At 68.5% G+C, this 14,718-nt stretch carries 16 protein-coding genes; 12 read left to right on the forward strand and 4 right to left on the reverse strand.

Annotation, left to right across the window (positions count from 1 at the left end; genetic code table 11):
- Positions 1–5 precede the first annotated feature (5 nt).
- Both AB0N22_RS05935 and tgt read left to right on the forward strand, forming a co-directional pair.
- A complete protein-coding gene (locus AB0N22_RS05935; protein ID WP_364639242.1) occupies positions 6–659 on the forward strand; it encodes a M50 family metallopeptidase in 654 nt (217 codons plus the stop codon).
- The gene (tgt, locus tag AB0N22_RS05940) at positions 660–1,877 is read left to right on the forward strand and encodes a tRNA guanosine(34) transglycosylase Tgt (protein ID WP_364637118.1); all 1,218 of its coding nucleotides are present in this window, start codon (positions 660–662) and stop codon (positions 1,875–1,877) included.
- A 12-nt stretch (positions 1,878–1,889) separates the two neighbouring features.
- Here the strand turns inward: tgt and AB0N22_RS05945 are convergent, their stop codons facing one another.
- A complete protein-coding gene (locus tag AB0N22_RS05945; protein WP_364637120.1) occupies positions 1,890–2,615 on the reverse strand; it encodes a queuosine precursor transporter in 726 nt (241 codons plus the stop codon).
- Positions 2,616–2,658: 43 nt separating this feature from the next.
- Between AB0N22_RS05945 and AB0N22_RS05950 the strand changes: the two genes are divergently transcribed.
- Together AB0N22_RS05950 and AB0N22_RS05955 are read left to right on the forward strand one after the other, a co-directional pair.
- Complete coding sequence (locus tag AB0N22_RS05950) at positions 2,659–3,912, forward strand: geranylgeranyl reductase family protein (RefSeq protein ID WP_364637122.1); 1,254 nt, start codon at positions 2,659–2,661, stop codon at positions 3,910–3,912.
- 64 nt (positions 3,913–3,976) lie between these two features.
- Complete coding sequence (locus AB0N22_RS05955; RefSeq protein WP_364637124.1) at positions 3,977–4,708, forward strand: hypothetical protein; 732 nt, start codon at positions 3,977–3,979, stop codon at positions 4,706–4,708.
- Between the two features lie 56 nt (positions 4,709–4,764).
- On the opposite strand, the gene AB0N22_RS05960 is transcribed toward AB0N22_RS05955, so the two are convergent.
- On the reverse strand, positions 4,765–5,274 hold the full coding sequence (locus AB0N22_RS05960; RefSeq protein ID WP_364637126.1) for a hypothetical protein: 510 nt from the start codon (positions 5,272–5,274) through the stop codon (positions 4,765–4,767).
- Between the two features lie 145 nt (positions 5,275–5,419).
- Here AB0N22_RS05960 and AB0N22_RS05965 point away from each other — a divergent pair, with 145 nt between their 5' ends.
- The 6 genes from AB0N22_RS05965 to AB0N22_RS05990 are packed head-to-tail and all read left to right on the forward strand — an operon-like array spanning position 5,420 to position 10,883.
- A complete protein-coding gene (locus AB0N22_RS05965; protein WP_364637128.1) occupies positions 5,420–7,072 on the forward strand; it encodes an FAD-binding dehydrogenase in 1,653 nt (550 codons plus the stop codon).
- 21 nt (positions 7,073–7,093) lie between these two features.
- Positions 7,094–7,918 carry an aldo/keto reductase gene (locus AB0N22_RS05970; protein WP_364637130.1) on the forward strand — a complete coding sequence of 275 codons (825 nt, stop codon included), beginning with the start codon at positions 7,094–7,096 and terminating at the stop codon, positions 7,916–7,918.
- Between the two features lie 38 nt (positions 7,919–7,956).
- Positions 7,957–8,352: a DUF1304 domain-containing protein gene (locus tag AB0N22_RS05975; protein ID WP_364637132.1), complete on the forward strand. Its 396-nt coding sequence runs from the start codon at positions 7,957–7,959 to the stop codon at positions 8,350–8,352.
- A gap of 44 nt (positions 8,353–8,396) precedes the next feature.
- Positions 8,397–9,212, forward strand: a complete 816-nt coding sequence (locus AB0N22_RS05980; RefSeq protein ID WP_364637134.1) for an exodeoxyribonuclease III — start codon at positions 8,397–8,399, stop codon at positions 9,210–9,212.
- A gap of 1 nt (position 9,213) precedes the next feature.
- Positions 9,214–10,425 (forward strand): APC family permease, encoded by a 1,212-nt coding sequence (locus AB0N22_RS05985; protein ID WP_364637135.1) that lies wholly within the window; start codon positions 9,214–9,216, stop codon positions 10,423–10,425.
- 32 nt (positions 10,426–10,457) lie between these two features.
- On the forward strand, positions 10,458–10,883 hold the full coding sequence (locus AB0N22_RS05990; protein ID WP_364637137.1) for a MarR family transcriptional regulator: 426 nt from the start codon (positions 10,458–10,460) through the stop codon (positions 10,881–10,883).
- 81 nt (positions 10,884–10,964) lie between these two features.
- Here the strand turns inward: AB0N22_RS05990 and AB0N22_RS05995 are convergent, their stop codons facing one another.
- Complete coding sequence (locus AB0N22_RS05995; protein WP_364637139.1) at positions 10,965–13,340, reverse strand: immune inhibitor A domain-containing protein; 2,376 nt, start codon at positions 13,338–13,340, stop codon at positions 10,965–10,967.
- A gap of 290 nt (positions 13,341–13,630) precedes the next feature.
- On the opposite strand from AB0N22_RS05995, the gene AB0N22_RS06000 reads away from it, so the two are divergent.
- Together AB0N22_RS06000 and AB0N22_RS06005 are read left to right on the forward strand one after the other, a co-directional pair.
- Positions 13,631–14,044 carry a CAP domain-containing protein gene (locus tag AB0N22_RS06000; RefSeq protein WP_364637141.1) on the forward strand — a complete coding sequence of 138 codons (414 nt, stop codon included), beginning with the start codon at positions 13,631–13,633 and terminating at the stop codon, positions 14,042–14,044.
- 215 nt (positions 14,045–14,259) lie between these two features.
- Positions 14,260–14,463 carry a cold-shock protein gene (locus AB0N22_RS06005; RefSeq protein WP_056214575.1) on the forward strand — a complete coding sequence of 68 codons (204 nt, stop codon included), beginning with the start codon at positions 14,260–14,262 and terminating at the stop codon, positions 14,461–14,463.
- Between the two features lie 55 nt (positions 14,464–14,518).
- Here AB0N22_RS06005 and AB0N22_RS06010 read toward each other — a convergent pair whose 3' ends face one another.
- A complete protein-coding gene (locus AB0N22_RS06010; RefSeq protein WP_364637143.1) occupies positions 14,519–14,695 on the reverse strand; it encodes a hypothetical protein in 177 nt (58 codons plus the stop codon).
- Positions 14,696–14,718: the final 23 nt, after the last annotated feature.

Consider the following 14,718-nt stretch of genomic DNA (forward strand, 5'->3'; position numbering starts at 1 on the left):
GCGTCCTGGACACCCAGCAGGCCGCCGTCGCGACGGCCGCCGCGCTCGTCGTCATACCGTTCGTGTGGTCGACGACCCGGCACGTCGTGACGCTGGTGCACGAGGCTGGGCACGCCGTCGTCGCGGTGCTCACGGGACGCCGGCTCAACGGCATCCGCCTGCACAGCGACACCTCGGGGCTGACCGTCTCCAGCGGGAAGCCCCGGGGTGCCGGCATGATCGCCACGGCCGCCGCCGGCTACCTCGCGCCGGCTGCTCTCGGGCTCGGCTCGGTGCTGCTCGTCGACGCCGGCCACACCGCGTGGGCGCTCTACGCGGGGCTGGCCACGCTGGCGGTCATGCTGCTGTACATCCGCAACTGGTTCGGCCTGGTCGTCGTGGGGATCAGCGGCGCCGCCGTCGGGCTGCTCATCTGGCAGGCCCCCGAGCGCGTGCAGAACTTCGCGGCCCTGACGTTCGCGTGGTTCCTGCTCGTCGCTGCTCCACGGACGACGGTCGACCTGTGGGCGCACCGCCGCAGGGTGCGCACGCGGACGACCGACGCGGACGTCCTGGCCCGCCTGACGTTCCTGCCCGCTCCGGTCTGGAACGCCGCCTTCCTGCTGCTCACGCTCGCGGCGCTGGCCGGTGCAGTGCGGATGACCGGGCTGCTGACCTGATTGACTGACGGTGTGTTCACCGTCGGCAAGCAGCTGCAAGGCGCCCTCGGGCGCACGGGGACGATCGCGACCCCGCACGGCGAGATCCGCACCCCCGCCTTCATCCCGGTCGGCACCCGCGCCACCGTCAAGGCGGTGCTGCCGGAGACGATGGCCGACCTGGGCGCACAGGCCCTGCTCGCCAACGCGTACCACCTCTACCTCCAGCCGGGCGCCGACATCATCGACGAGGCTGGCGGCCTCGGCCGGTTCATGAACTGGTCCGGACCGACGTTCACCGACTCCGGTGGATTCCAGGTGCTCTCGCTGGGCGCCGGCTTCCAGAAGACCCTGTCGATGGACGCCAAGGGGGTCGAGGCCGACGACGTCATCGCCGAGGGCAAGGACCGCCTGGCGACCGTCGACGACGACGGCGTGACGTTCAAGAGCCACCTCGACGGCTCGATGCACCGGTTCACCCCCGAGGTGTCGATGCAGATCCAGCACCAGCTCGGCGCCGACATCATGTTCGCCTTCGACGAGCTGACGACGCTGATGAACTCCCGGGGCTACCAGGAGGAGTCGATCGTCCGTACGCAGGCGTGGGCGCAGCGGTGCCTCGTGGAGCACCGGCGGCTCTCGGCCGAGCGAGCGGACAAGCCGCGGCAGGCGCTGTTCGGCGTCGTGCAGGGCGCTCAGCACGAGGACCTGCGCCGTACGGCGGCCCGTGGGCTCGTCGAGCTGGAGCACGACGGTGCGGGCTTCGACGGGTTCGGTGTCGGCGGGGCCATCGAGAAGGAGAACCTCGGCACAATCGTCCGCTGGGTCAACGAGGAGCTGCCCGACGACAAGCCGCGGCACCTGCTGGGCATCAGCGAGCCCGACGACCTGTTCACCGCGGTCGAGAACGGCTGCGACACGTTCGACTGCGTCTCGCCGTCGCGGGTCGCCCGGTCGTCGCGGGTCTACGCGATGACCGGCCGCTACAACCTCAACGTCGCAGCCTCACGGCGCGACTTCGATCCGATCGACCCGGAGTGCGACTGCTACACGTGCGCGCACTACTCCAAGGCGTACCTGCACCACCTGTTCAAGACCAAGGAGTACAACGCGGGGACGCTCGCGACGATTCACAACGAGCGGTTCACCGTCCGGCTCGTCGACGACATGCGCACGCACATCGAGGCCGGTACGTTCGCCGAGTTCAAGGCCGACTTCCTGGCTCGCTTCTACGCGTGAAGGTTCACCCCGTCAGGCCCAGTACGACGGCTCGCGGTTCTTGAGCGCCCGGATGGCGAGCATCGTCACCGGCATGACCAGGAGCTCGACGGCGCACTTGAAGACGAAGCCGACGACGACGTAGTTGACGAACTGGCCGCCCGTCGTGATCCCGATCGCCGATGCGGCGATCGCGCAGAAGATCAGCGTGTCCGCGGCCTCGCCGACACCAGTCGACCCGGCCAGCCGGCGGAACAGGCCGGGCTCGGCGCTGCGGGCCTTCATGCGTACCAGCACCCAGGAGTTGAGGAACTGGCCGGTCAGGTAGGCGATCATCGACGCCGCCACGATCTGCAGGCCCGACCAGACGACGCTCTCGAACGCCTCCTGGTTCTCGTAGAAGCTCGCGCCCGGCAGCGCCATCACGACCAGGAACGTCGCGAAGGTCATGATCGCCGTGCCGAAGCCCACGAGGATCGCCCGTCGCGCCGCCTTGAAGCCGTAGACCTCCGACATGACGTCACCCAGGATGTACGCCAGCGGGAACAGCACGGCTCCTCCGTCGGAGATGACGGGCCAGATCTGGACCGGCCCGAGCGACAGGTCGCCGGACCCGAACTCCGTGGCCTTGGTTGCCGCGAGGTTGGACACCACGAGCACGACGCAGAACACCGCGAGGATGACGTCGTAGTGCGACGAGCCGCGGGACGCGTAATGGATCTCGCGGTCGGGCTGAGCAGCGGTTTCCTGCGAAGGCATGGGTGACATCCAATCATGTGGCCGGCTCTGGGAGAATTGCGTCATGACCGCCGAGCTGCCGACCCGAACCGACGTGCTCGTCGTCGGCGCCGGGCCGGCCGGCTCGGCCGCCGCCGCCTGGACGTCGCGCTTCGGCATGGACACCGTGCTGGCCGACGCCGCCACCTTCCCACGTGACAAGACCTGCGGCGACGGGCTCACGCCACGGGCGATCGCCGAGCTGCAGCGGCTCGGCCTCGAGGAGTGGGTACGCGGACACGGCACCAACCGCGGTCTTCGCGCCGCCGGCTTCGGCCAGGAGCTGCTGCTGCCGTGGCCGGGCGGATCACTGCCGGACTGGGGCTCAGCGGTCCCCCGCACCGAGCTCGACGACAAGATCTTCCGTGTCGCGCTCGAGGCCGGTGCAACACCGCTCGAGGGTGCCCGCGCGGTCGACGCCGAGCGCGATGCGTCCGGCCGGGTCACCTCGGTGACGTTCCAGATCGGCAAGGAGCGCACCCCGCACACGATTCACTGCAACCGTCTCGTCGTCGCCGACGGCGTACGGTCGCCGCTGGGCCGCGTGCTCGGTCGCGAGTGGCACCGCGACACTGCCTACGGTGTGGCCGGTCGGTCGTACGTGAAGTCCGGTCGCAGCGACGACCCGTGGATCTCCTCGCACCTCGAGCTGCGCGGCGAGGACGACGAGCTGCTCCCGGGCTACGGCTGGATCTTCCCGCTCAGTGACGGAGAGGTGAACCTGGGCGTCGGCGCGCTGGCGACGGCCAAGCGCCCCGCGGAGCTGCAGATCCGCCCGCTGATGGAGTACTACGCGACCCTGCGACGCGAGGAGTGGGACCTCAGCGGCGAGCTGCGCCTGCCGACGAGCGCGCTGCTGCCGATGGGCGGCGCGGTGTCGGGTGTCGCCGGGCCCAACTGGATCCTGGTCGGCGACGCCGCCGGATGCGTCAACCCGCTCAACGGCGAGGGCATCGACTACGGCCTCGAGACCGGCCGGGTGGGCGCCGAGCTCATGCGGACGCACACCGACCTGCAGGACGCCTGGCCAGCCCTGCTGACCACGCACTACGGTGAGGCGTTCTCGATCGCCCGTCGCCTCGCCGGCCTCATCACCGTCCCGCGCCTGCTGCCGACCGCCGGCCCCGTGGGCATGCGGTCGCACCGCCTCATGACGTTCGCGCTGCGGGTCATGGGCAACTTCGTCACCGACGAGGACCGAGACTTCACCGCCCGACTGTGGCGCTGGGCCGGACGCCAGTCCGTACGCCTCGACGACCGCCCCCCGTTCACGTCCTGATCCCGTCGGCGGGTCCCTGAGCAGATCGCTGCGAAGGTGACAGCCCGACCGCTACGGTCTCCGCATGACCGAACCACCCCAGGGCCCGCCTCGCTGGTCGCCACCCCCACCGTCAGCTCCGTTCCAGGTCGGTGGGGCCCTGAACTGGGCCTTTCAGAAGTTCGGCCAGCACTGGCAGGTCCTGGTGGTGGGGATGCTGCCAGCCGTGCTGGTCGGCATCGGGTTCTACGCCGGATATCTCGCGCTGTTCCTCCCGGTCTGGCTCAACGGCGTCGAGGGAGAGACCACGAGTAACGCCGCGATGCTGGACCTGTTCCAGCGCATCGGCCTGCTTTACGCGGGGCTCCTGCTCCTGAAGATCCCGTTGTCGGTGGTGCACGCCAACCTGGTCCGCGCCGCGCTCATGATCGCCGACGGGGAGACCCCGACCATGCGGATGCTGGTGTCCACCCGGCGGGCGGGGCGGATCATGCTCACCTCGTTCGTACTGCTGCTGTGCACCCTGGTCGGGATGGTCCTGTGCTACCTCCCGGGCTTGGCGTTCAGTGCATTCGCGTTCTTCACGCTGCCGTTCCTGCTCGACCAGGACCTCAAGACCTGGGCGGCTATCAAGGCGAGCTTCTCCTTGGTGCGCGCCCACCTCGGGATCTCTCTGCTGACGGCGCTGGTCGTCGTGGTCATCACGAGCGTCGGCTCGATGGCCTGCCTCGTCGGCCTCGTCGCCTCGGTCCCGATCGGGCTGCTGGCCCAGGTCTACGCCTACCGGGCCCTCACGCACGGACGCGTCGTCCCGTGACATGCGAAAGGCCCGGCCGAGGCCGGGCCCTTCGTTCGTACGGCTGACTCAGTGCGTCACGCAGCAGGCGGAGCCGGCGGCGTGTTGTTGTTCTTGTTCACTTCCGGCAGCTTCTCGCCCGACTCCTTGAAGGAGAGGAACGTGAAGACCGTCAGCGCGATCCCCGCGACGAACAGCAGGTATCCCGACCAGCCGGGGCCGACGTCGACTCCGGAGATTCCGCCGGTCTCGACGCCGTTGAAGAAGGCGCGCAGGATGACCAGCAACGTGCCGAGGCCCGCGGCCACGAGTGCCACGAGGTTCCAGGGGACACCGTCCGGAAGGTTCTCCTTCGCGAACGCCTTCACACCGACGATGACCGTGGCGGCCACGATCAGGAGCATCCCGAGGGTCGCGTAGCTGTGCCACGCGCTGATCCCGTTCGAGAAGCTCACCCCGGGGATGTCCTTGCCCCCGTCGATGGACACCACGACGTACTTGCTGATGAACGACACGATGATGGCGATGAGACCAGCGATCAGTGCCCCTTGCTCGAACTTGCCCAGAGACTTGAAGTCAACGGCCATGAGGTTATTTCTCCCAACGATGAGTTTGTCAGGGATGAATCTAGACCCAAATCGCCCGTGCGCGACAGACATTCACGGTGTTGAGACGCGGCGTCCCCGCGAGCACGGCGCAGGGCGCCATCGTCCGTAGGACACAATCTGCGTCATGGATGCTGATGTCATCGTCGTCGGTGCGGGCCTCGCGGGCCTCGTCGCCACCGCAGAGCTCGTCGAAGCCGGTCGCACGGTCGTCCTGGTGGACCAGGAGGGCGAGCAGGGCATCGGTGGACAGGCCTTCTGGTCGTTCGGCGGCCTGTTCTTCGTCGACTCGCCCCAGCAGCGCCGCATGGGCATCAAGGACTCGGTCGAGCTCGCCCTGCAGGACTGGGCCGGCAGCGCCCAGTTCGACCGCGACGAGGACCACTGGCCGCGGCAGTGGGCCGAGGCGTACGTCAACTTCGCAGCCGGTGAGAAGCAGGCCTGGCTCAAGGAGCGGGGCCACAGCGTCTTCCCGGTCGTCGGATGGGCCGAGCGCGGTGGCGGCCTGGCCAGCGGGCACGGCAACTCCGTCCCTCGCTTCCACATCACCTGGGGCACCGGGCCCGGGATCATCGAGCCGTTCGAGAAGCTCGTGCGAGCCGGCCACGACCGGGGGCTCGTCCGGTTCGCGTTCCGCCACCAGGTCGACGAGCTGATCGTCACCGGCGGAGCGGTCACCGGCGTACGCGGGCAGATCCTGGAGCCGACCGACGCCGAGCGTGCGGCCCCCACCTCGCGTACGCCCGTCGGCGACTTCGAGCTGACCGCGCAGGCCGTCATCGTCACGTCCGGTGGCATCGGCGGCAACCACGACCTGGTGCGGGCCAACTGGCCTGATCGGCTCGGCACTCCCCCGCAGCACATGATCTCCGGCGTGCCGGCGCACGTCGACGGCCGGATGCTCGGCATCGCGGAGAAGGCCGGCGCGAGCCACATCAACCGCGACCGCATGTGGCACTACGTCGAGGGCATCAAGAACTGGGACCCGATCTGGCCCCAGCACGGCATCCGCATCCTGCCCGGGCCGTCGTCGATCTGGCTCGACGGCTCCGGGCAGCGCCTGCCGATCCCGGGCCTGCCCGGCTTCGACACCCTCGGCACGCTCAAGCTGCTCCGCCAGAGCGGCCACGACCACTCGTGGTTCGTGCTGACCCAGGCGATCATCGAGAAGGAGTTCGCCCTCTCCGGCCAGGAGCAGAATCCCGACCTCACCGGCAAGAGCGTCCGGGAGCTGCTCAAGCAGCGGCTCGCCAAGGGTGCCACCGGACCGGTCGAGGCGTTCAAGTCCCAGGGTGAGGACTTCGTCGTGGCGGACACGCTCGAGGAGCTCGTCGCCGGCATGAACGCGTTGACCCCCGACGCCCCCGTCGATGTCGAGCACGTACGTCGTCAGGTCGCCGACCGTGACCGCGAGCTCGACAACGCGTTCACCAAGGATTTGCAGATCGCCGCGCTCAAGCAGGCGCGCAGCTATCGCGGCGACAGGCTCATCCGTGTCGCGGCGCCGCACAAGATCCTCGACCCGGCCAAGGGCCCACTGATCGCCGTACGCCTGCACGTGCTGACCCGCAAGTCGCTCGGCGGGCTCGAGACCGACCTCGACTCGCAGGTCATCGGCGCCGACGGCGCACCGCTCGAGGGTCTGTACGCCGCCGGAGAGGTCGCCGGATTCGGCGGCGGCGGTGTGCATGGCTACAACTCGCTCGAAGGCACGTTCCTCGGCGGATGCATCTTCAGCGGCCGGGCAGCGGGACGCGCCGCCGCCCAGCAGACCGCCTGACCCCCGGCGTAGGTTGGGAGCATGGACACCGCACCGCTGCTCGAGCTCAACGACGGTCGCCAGATGCCGGTCCTCGGCTTCGGGACCTACTCGATCAAGGATCCGCAGATCTTTGTCGAGGCGATCGACACGGGTTACCGACTTCTCGACACCGCGACCCGCTACGAGAACGAGACCGAGGTGGGCCGCGGGATCGCGGACTCTCCGGTCTCGCGCGACGAGCTCTTCGTCACGACCAAGCTGCCCGGCCACGCGCACGGCTCGCAGGGACCGCGCATCGAGCTGACCGCCTCGCTCGAGCGGCTCGGGCTCGACCACGTGGACCTCTACCTGATCCACTGGCCGTTGCCGCGCATCGACCAGTACGTCGAGACGTGGCAGGCGATGATCGAGCTCCGCGACGAAGGCCTGACCCGGTCGATCGGCGTCTCCAACTTCCTGCCCGAGCACCTCAGCAGGCTCATCGCCGAGACCGGCGTGACGCCCGCCGTCAACCAGGTCGAGCTGCATCCCTACTTCCCGCAGGCCGATCAGCGCGCCGCCGACGAGGGCTACGACATCGTCACGCAGAGCTGGACGCCGATCGGGCGCGGCAGCGACCTGCTCGACCACCCCGACCTCTCCGAGATCGGCGCGCGGCACGGCAAGTCGCCCGCTCAGGTCGTGCTGCGGTGGCACACGCAGATCGGCGCGGCCCCGATCCCCAAGTCGGCGACGCCCGAGCGGTTCCGCAGCAACCTCGACATCTTCGACTTCGAGCTCGACCAGGACGACCTCGACCGGATCGCCGCCCTCGACACGGGCCGGCGCATCGGCGGCGACCCCCGCACCCACGAGGAGTTCTAGGGGCCGCTCGGCCCGCCGGCACCGCTACGCTCCAGGACATGACCGCCCTAGCCCTGACCTTCGCCGGCATCGCCGCCTTGCTGCACGTGCTGTTCTTCAAGCTGGAGTCCCTCGACTGGCGCAAGCCCAAGACGTGGAAGACCTTCGGTGTCGCCTCGCAGGCCGACGCCGACACGACCGCCTCCCTGGCGTTCAACCAAGGGTTCTACAACCTCTTCCTCGCGATCGGCACGTTCGTCGGGATCGGGCTCGTCGCGCTCACCGGCGACCGCGACACCATGGGTTGGACACTGATCGTGTTCGCCTGCGGCAGCATGGTCGCGGCGGCCGCGGTGCTGGTGTCCAGCGGCGGAAAGCCGTACGCCCGCGCCGCCGCGATCCAGGGCGTCGCCCCGCTGGTCGCCGTGGTCGCCGGGCTGGTCGCCGCCAGCTGACCGCACGCAGGCTTCCGTCAGCCGCCCCGACTAGGGTGATCCGCGTGCTTCGTATCGCCACGGTCAACGTCAACGGCATCCGTGCCGCCCACAACAAGACGCGGGGCCAGACCCTCGGCTTCGGCGACTGGCTCGCCGCGCGCGGCGCCGACATCGTGACGCTGCAGGAGGTTCGAGCCCCTGACGCGATCGTGCACGAGATCGTCGCCGACTCGGGCTATCACGTCGTCCATGCCGAGGCTGCCGCCAAGGGACGCGCCGGCGTGGCCGTGCTCAGCCGGGCCGAGCCCAAGGACCACCGGGTGGGCAACGGCGACGACTACTTCCACGACTCCGGCCGCTGGATCGAGGCCGACGTCCCGCTGCCGGACGGGTCGATCCTGACGACTGTGTCGGCCTACGTCCACTCCGGCGAGGCCGGCACACCGCGCCAGGACGACAAGTACCGCTTCCTCGAGCAGATGGCCGTACGCCTCGCCGAGATCCGCGAGTCAGGCAACCACGGCGTCGTCACCGGCGACCTCAACGTGGGCCACACCGAGCGCGACATCCGCAACTGGAAGGGCAACGTCAAGAAGGCCGGCTTCCTGCCGGAGGAGCGTGCCTACTTCGACCGCTACTTCGGCGAGCTGGGCTGGGTCGACGTGCACCGTGCGCTCGCCGGCGACGTCGACGGGCCCTACACATGGTGGTCCATGCGCGGCCAGGCCTTCGACAAGGACACCGGCTGGCGCATCGACTACCAGATCGCCACGCCCGAGCTCGCCGCCACTGCACGTGAGGCCGTCGTCGACCGGGCGCCGAGCTGGGCCGAGCGCTGGTCCGACCACGCTCCCCTGGTCATCGACTACGACCTCTGACATGACCGGCACCCTCGATCGACGGCTGGGCCTGGTCGGGTCGGTCGCGATCGGGATGAGCGCCATGGTCGGTGCCGGTCTGTTCGTCGTCTTCCCGCCCGCCGTCTCGGCAGCCGGCAACGGCCTGCTCGGGGCCCTCGCCCTGGCTGCGGTCGTGGCGGCATGCAATGCCGTCTCGTCGGCCCGCCTCGCACGCCGGCACCCCGTCGCCGGCGGCACGTACGTCTACGGGCGCGAGCGCCTCGGGCCGTTCTGGGGTCACCTGGCCGGGTGGTCGTTCATCGCAGGCAAGGTGGCGTCGTGCGCCGCCATGGCGTTCGCGCTGGGCACCTACCTCTGGCCCGATCACGCCCGGACAGGCGCACTCGCCGCGGTCGCGGTCGTCACCGCGGTCAACCTGGCCGGCGTCGAGCGGTCAGCGGCGGTGAGCCTGCCGCTCGTCGTCGCGGTCGTGGCGATCGTGATCGTGGCGGCCGCCGTCATGTCCTCCGCCCCCGGCACGTCCGGCCCGGCCCCTCGGACGACGCCCGGCGGCGTGCTCGAGGCCGCAGGGCTGCTGTTCTTCGCGTTCGCCGGCTATGCCCGGCTGGCCACGCTGGGCGAGGAGGTGCGTGACCCTGCTCGGACGATCCCCCGCGCGATCGCCGTGACGTTCGTCCTGGTGCTCGGCCTCTACGTGGCTGCTGCTCTCGCCCTCCTGCACGTGCTCGGAGCCGCGGCCCTCTCGTCCTCACCGCGTCCCTTCGTCACCGGCCTCGAGGACGCGGGCGCCCAGGGTCTCGTCCCGCTGGTGCTGGTCGCCGCCGCGCTCGCCGCGGGAGGGGCGCTGCTGTCGCTGATGCTCGGGGTGTCGCGCACGGTGCTCGCCATGGCGCGCGACGGGCACCTGCCCCGTCACCTGAGCGCGGTCCACGAGCGCACCCGGGTCCCGCACGTCGCCGAGCTGGCCGTCGGGGTCGTGGTCGGCACGCTGGTCGGCTTCGGCGACCTGGTCACGAGTGTCGCCTTCTCGTCGTTCTGCGTGCTCGTCTACTACGCCATCGCCAACGCCTCGGCCTGGACGCTGAGCTCTGTCCTGTCGTGGCGCCTCGTGTCCGCGGTCGGACTCGCCGGGTGCGCCGTCCTCGCGGCAAGCCTGCCGCTCGGCTCGGTCGCCGCCGGCGCGGCTGTCGTGCTGGCGGGCGCCGTGGCGTACACCACGACCAGAAGTTGAATGTTGCATAACTGCGTCATATTCTTGGTTGCATGGCGCAACCTGACCTCGACCACCTGGCCGGCACCCTTCGCGAGCTCGCAGCAGCGCTCCAGCGGGCGACCCGCACGGACTCCCTGAGCCGTCCGGCTGCCTCGACGCTCTCGTGGTTGGCCGGCGAGGGCGCCATGCGCATCACGACCCTTGCCGAGCGCGAGGCGGTCACGCAGCCGGCCATGACCGGGCTGGTGCAGCGGCTCGAGGCCTCCGGCCTGGTCGTCCGCAGGTCCGACGCGCGCGACGGCCGGGTGGTCCTGATCGACATCACCCCGGCTGGCCGCGAGGCTCTGGAGCGGCGGCGCGCCGTGCAGGACGCCGTCATCCGGGACCGCCTTGCCGGCCTGTCGACCGACGACCTGGCTGCCCTCGAGGCAGCGCTCCCCGCGCTCTACACCGTGACGGAGCTGCACGCCGCCTAGCGACCGACACCCGGGTCCTGAAAGCCGAAACCCGGGTGTGCAGCGCACGAGGCGCCGCACACCCGGGGCTCGGGTCCTAGGTCAGTTGAACCTGACCTTCATCGAGGTCCCCCGCTCCTCGAGTACTCGCACCTTCACACCGGCAGCCGGCAGCTTGACGCCATGGCTCGGCAGCTCGGCGTACCAGTACTTCTTGGTGTCGTCGAACAACGGCTTCGCCGACTGGCCGCGGATGTAGCTGGGCACCCCGTTGGTGTGCAGCGTCATCGAGTCGGCCTTGTGCAGCGAGAACGGCGCGTCGTAGACCTGGATGCGCGGCCGCCACGGTGCACCCGTCGCGATGTTGATGATCGGCTCCGGGTTGGCGTCGATCGGCAGGTTGCGACCCGAGCCGGGGTGCAGCGTCGTGTTGTTGTCCTTCATCGACGTGTCCCAGTACGAGATCAACAGGCCGTGACCGTACTTGTAGTGCTCGACCCAGTCCGGCCTCGTGTTCGTGAAGCCGAAGTTGTACGGACCGGTCAGCAGGTACTTGTCGAAGCTGACGTAGGAGCGGTGGCCCAGGACGTAGTAGTTGTCGGCGAGGCTCGACGTGGTGGCTCCCACGATCGAGAACCCGTCGAACGTCCACGCGGTCCCGCCGTCTTCTGCACCGTCGGTCAGCAGCGTCTCGGCACCGGCCTTGACGGCCACGTCGTCGACGAACAGGCCCTTCTTCGCCAGACCACCATCGGTCTTGTAGAGGATGCGCAGCTTGATCTTCTGGCCGTCGTACGCGCCGAGCGGCACGTTGAGGTCGGCCCATGTCGCCTGCTCGCCGTCGATGCCCGGGTTGCCCGAGGTGTCATCGGCGATCGGCTTGCCAGCGACGGTGCCGTCGAGGGCCTTCCAGTTGGCTCCGCCGTCGGTCGAGGCCTGGACGTACGCGTAGTCGTAGCCCTTCTCGATCGAGTAGCGAACCTTGGCCGTCAATACCCCGCCAGACTTGCCGGTCAGGTCGACGTCGGTCGTCATGGTGTTGGCCAGGTCGTCACCGGACCCCGAGAAGAACTGCTTCGAGCCGGAGGCCGGAGCCCCGTTGTCGGTGATGACGGTCTTCTTGGGCAGCACCACGACGGCGCCCTGCGCCTTCTTAGTGTTGTACTCCTGCGGACCGAGCTCGAGCGTCTTCTTCTGGTGCGTGCTCAGCGCCTCGTAGTCGAGCCAACCCAGCTGCAGCTTCTCCCAGGCGCCGAGGTCACCCGGCCGGGTGCCGAGGGGCTCGCCCTTGGCGTTCAGCCGGCTCTGAGCCATCAGCGTCCAGTACTCGTTGGAGTTGTCGCCGCCACCCTCGGTCGCGTACGCGTCCGGCAGACCGAGGTCGTGGCCGTACTCGTGGACGAACACCGACAGTCCGCCGTTCTCGGGCTGGATCGTGTAGTCCGAGATCCAGATGCCGGTGTTGCCGACCTCGGTGCCGCCGAGGCGGTTGTACGACGGGCCGGTGATGCCGGCATCGGTCAAGAACGCGTTCCAGCGGTGCGACCAGATGGCGTCCTCACCCTGCTGCGGGTCACCGTCGGCCTCGTCGCCGCCGGCGTGCACGATCTGGAAGTGGTCGATGTAGCCGTCGGACTCGTTGAAGTTGCCGTCGCCGTCGTAGTCGTAGCGGTCGTACTGGTCGTACGCCTGCAGCGCGGTCTTGATCTGCGCGTCGGTCTGACCGGCGGCCTTCTGCTCAGCGATCCACGCCGTGACCGCATCCTGGATGAGGTACCAGGTGCCGGAGTCCTCGCGACCGTAGCGGGCCTCGTTGAAGGGCACCTTGACCCAGTCCGAGACGGTGCCGTCGACCGTGTAGCGGCCCGACGACTGCTTCTCGTAGTAGGTCTTGACCGAGTCGGCGGTCTTCTTGAAGTAGAGGTCCTGGTAGTGCTGGCGGTTGTAGTCCGCCTGCCAGACCGTCGAGTTGTCCTTGGTGCGGTCGGGCTCGGGGATCTTGTTGTGCAGGGGTCCCTCGAACGTCGTCGGACCGGGGGTGTCGGGATCCGTGTCGACGTCCGGGTAGTCGGGGTGACGCTCGTTGCCGAACTCCGCAAGGATCACGAAGATCTTGTCGGCGCGTTCCTGGGACAGCTCGACGTACTGGTCCTGCTGCTTCGCAGCCCGCGCCTTGGAGTCCTTGCGGAACTTCTTGTTGCCCCTGCGCGCGGCCTCGGCCGGGCTCGTGCCCTTGCCGACCTTGACGACGGTGCTGCCGTTCTTCTGGACAGCGTCGAGGTCGCCGTTGAGGACCCCGGTGAGGCCCGACTCGCGCAGGGCGCGTCGCTTGTCCTCCAAGGGGCTCGGCAGCTCGTCCTGCTGGCTGGTGGCCCGGTCGCTGTCGGCGACGGGTGGTACTGCTGATGCGGAGCTCGGAGCGGTGTAGGTCGCTCCGAAGGTTGCCGCGAGCGCGAGGCCGACGAGGCCTGATGTCACACGCTTCACTGTTCCCCCTGATTTCCCATTTCGATGAGCAGCCGGGCGGTTTGCCCGGCCTGCTGTGCGCACGCCCTCGTGAGGCGTGCGCGGCACAACGGAGTCAACTTAGGTTTTTTTCAGGAAGAACGGCAGTCTTGACATTGGCTCGTCGTGACTATAGGGACTAGTCCCTTCGAGCTACGGGGAAAAGAGTTCTCCCACGTTGGTCCCCGTGTGTTTTATGGTGGTCGTGGGAGGGAGAACCCATGAAAAAAATACTGAACCCGCGCGCTTTTGCGGGAGCATTGATGGTGATGCTGGTCCTGACGTTCACCCCGTCCTCGGCGGCGATGACGTCGACGACGTACGAGGCTGACGTCATCAGGTGGACCAACATCAAGCGAGCCGACTACGACAAGACGGCCGTCAGGGCGCAGTGGTGCGTCGACAAGTACGCCGAGCGGCAGGCCGCGTGGATGGCCAGCCAGCGCACGCTCAAGCACCAGAACCTGAGGACGGTGCTCGACGCGTGCAATCTCTCGAGCGTGTCGGAGAACATCGCGTACGGCTACTCCAGCGGCTGGAGGGTCGTCGGTGCGTGGATGAAGTCCTCGGGACACCGGGCCAACCTGCTCAGCTCCAACAAGCGCCTGATCGGCGTTGGTGCCGTCCAGGACAAGAACGGTGTCTGGTGGGTCGCGCAGGTGTTCGGCAAGCTGTGATCGGGCTTCCGGGTGGTGAGTTTTTTGCGATTCACCACCCGGAAGTCTTTCCCTTGGGGGTCGGCTGTGCCCTAGGCTTGTCGCCAGTTGCACGACGTTGGGCCGTAAGAATGAATGAGTTCCTCTCGGGGTGTCTAGTTCTTCTCGAAGGTTGGATGTACGTCGCGACAGTCACTCGCGAAGGTCGTGGGTGAGCTCGCCAAGAGGAGTAGGACATGGCAACAGGAACCGTCAAGTGGTTCAACGCTGACAAGGGCTTCGGCTTCATCGCCCCTGACGACGGCAGCGAAGACGTCTTCGCGCACTTCAGCGCGATCCAGTCGAGCGGCTACCGCTCGCTGAACGAGAACCAAAAGGTCGAGTTCGACGTGGAGCAGGGCCAGAAGGGCCTGCAGGCCGCGAACATCCGCCCCTTGTAAGTCGAAGAAAGCCCCCGGAGCATCGCTCCGGGGGCTTTCTCATGTCATGCGTCGATCAGAGGTGTCCGGCCTCGTCCCACGCGTGCCGGCCGAACTCGGCGCTCGGGGAGTCCTCGAGGTAGGTGACGTCGGTGTAGGGCTTCGCATGGCGCGGGGCCAGCCGGTGCGCAGGGAACCGTGCCGAGGTCTCGGCGACCTGCTTCGTGTCGATGTCGAATGCGGACTCGTCCATGGGTGCTCCTCTGTTCACTGCCG

The sequence above is a fragment of the Aeromicrobium sp. NPDC092404 genome (assembly GCF_040684095.1).
GTDB lineage: Bacteria > Actinomycetota > Actinomycetes > Propionibacteriales > Nocardioidaceae > Aeromicrobium.

What these genes read in the sequence shown, in the direction of transcription:
- AB0N22_RS05950 (WP_364637122.1), top strand. Translation starts at nt 2,659, where the DNA reads ATGACCGCCGAGCTGCCGACCCGAACCGACGTGCTCGTCGTCGGCGCC.
- AB0N22_RS05970 (WP_364637130.1), top strand. Translation starts at nt 7,094, where the DNA reads ATGGACACCGCACCGCTGCTCGAGCTCAACGACGGTCGCCAGATGCCG.
- AB0N22_RS06000 (WP_364637141.1), top strand. Translation starts at nt 13,631, where the DNA reads ATGGTGATGCTGGTCCTGACGTTCACCCCGTCCTCGGCGGCGATGACG.
- AB0N22_RS05975 (WP_364637132.1), top strand. Translation starts at nt 7,957, where the DNA reads ATGACCGCCCTAGCCCTGACCTTCGCCGGCATCGCCGCCTTGCTGCAC.
- AB0N22_RS05990 (WP_364637137.1), top strand. Translation starts at nt 10,458, where the DNA reads ATGGCGCAACCTGACCTCGACCACCTGGCCGGCACCCTTCGCGAGCTC.
- AB0N22_RS05985 (WP_364637135.1), top strand. Translation starts at nt 9,214, where the DNA reads ATGACCGGCACCCTCGATCGACGGCTGGGCCTGGTCGGGTCGGTCGCG.
- AB0N22_RS06010 (WP_364637143.1), bottom strand. Translation starts at nt 14,695, where the DNA reads ATGGACGAGTCCGCATTCGACATCGACACGAAGCAGGTCGCCGAGACC.
- AB0N22_RS05965 (WP_364637128.1), top strand. Translation starts at nt 5,420, where the DNA reads ATGGATGCTGATGTCATCGTCGTCGGTGCGGGCCTCGCGGGCCTCGTC.
- AB0N22_RS05955 (WP_364637124.1), top strand. Translation starts at nt 3,977, where the DNA reads ATGACCGAACCACCCCAGGGCCCGCCTCGCTGGTCGCCACCCCCACCG.
- AB0N22_RS06005 (WP_056214575.1), top strand. Translation starts at nt 14,260, where the DNA reads ATGGCAACAGGAACCGTCAAGTGGTTCAACGCTGACAAGGGCTTCGGC.
- AB0N22_RS05960 (WP_364637126.1), bottom strand. Translation starts at nt 5,274, where the DNA reads ATGGCCGTTGACTTCAAGTCTCTGGGCAAGTTCGAGCAAGGGGCACTG.
- AB0N22_RS05945 (WP_364637120.1), bottom strand. Translation starts at nt 2,615, where the DNA reads ATGCCTTCGCAGGAAACCGCTGCTCAGCCCGACCGCGAGATCCATTAC.